The sequence below is a fragment of the Elstera litoralis genome (genome assembly GCF_000963705.1).
Taxonomy (GTDB): Bacteria; Pseudomonadota; Alphaproteobacteria; order Elsterales; family Elsteraceae; genus Elstera; species Elstera litoralis.
Map to the genome: position 1 here is coordinate 1 of NZ_LAJY01000734.1, position 1,137 is coordinate 1,137.

Consider the following 1,137-nt stretch of genomic DNA (forward strand, 5'->3'; position numbering starts at 1 on the left):
GGCGTGCGATGACAGGATAGGAAAAGATGAAACATGACTCAAGTGTCAGTTTGCACACTTGGGTCGCAAAGCAAGTCAGTAAAACAAACGCTGATTGGGGGAGGAAAAAATTATGCGCACCATTCGGACTCTGTGTCTGACGGGGGCGGCGCTTGCTGCGCTGTCGAGCCCGGCCCTAGCCAAAGATCTCAAAATCTGCCTCATTGCTGGCAAAACAGGCGCGCTGGAAGCCTATGCCAAGCAGACGGAAGTCGGCTTCACTATGGGGCTGGAATATCTTACCCAAGGCAAGAACGAAATTCTCGGTCGCAAGCTTCAGGTCCTGGTCAAGGACGATCAGTTGAAGCCGGATCGCGGCAAAGCGCTGCTGGAAGAATGCTATGCCGATGACGGGGCCGATATCGCCGTCGGCTCCACTGGCTCCGCCGTGGCGCTTGCCATGCTGCCGGTTGCCGAAGAAGCCAAGAAAGTGCTGATCGTCGAACCCGCCGTGGCCGATTCGATCACCGGCGAAAAATGGAACCGCTATATTTTCCGCACGGGCCGCTCGTCCTATCAGGACGCACTCGCCGCCGCCGCCGCGATTCCCGACAATGAAGAGGTGGCCATCGGCATGCTCGGCCTCGATACCGCCTTCGGGCGCGACGGGGTAAAGGCTTTTGCCGAAGCACTGGCGTCCATGCGCCCGAAAGCCAAGATCGTCGCCGAAGAATATGCCGCCGGGAATACCGCCGACTTCACGCCCTTTGCCGAACGCCTGTTCGCGGGGCTAAAGGATAAGCCCGGCAAGCGCATTATCAACTTCATCTGGGCCGGGCCGCACCCGATGGCGAAGTTCGTCGATATGAAGCCTGAGCGCTTCAATATCATGCTCGCGCCGGGCGGCAATATTCTGCCCGTCATGAACGCCTGGAAGCAGTTTGCCGGGGCCGAAGGCGGCACCTATTACTACCATGCGTTCCCGAAGAATAAGATGAACACTTGGCTGCGCACGGAATATCAGAAGCGCTACAATGCGCCACCCGATTTCTTCGTCGCAGGCGGGTTCGCGGCAGCCTCCGCCGTGTTCAACGGCATCACCAAAGCGGGCGATACCGATACCGAAAAGCTGATCGCCGCGATGGAAGGCATGATGTT

At 58.3% G+C, this 1,137-nt stretch carries 1 protein-coding gene; it reads left to right on the top strand.

The window, feature by feature from the left end; all coding sequences use genetic code 11:
* Positions 1-112: 112 nt before the first annotated feature.
* Positions 113-1,137, top strand: a 1,025-nt coding sequence (locus VZ95_RS19420; protein ID WP_045777327.1) for a substrate-binding domain-containing protein, incomplete at its 3' end; no start/stop codon positions are given.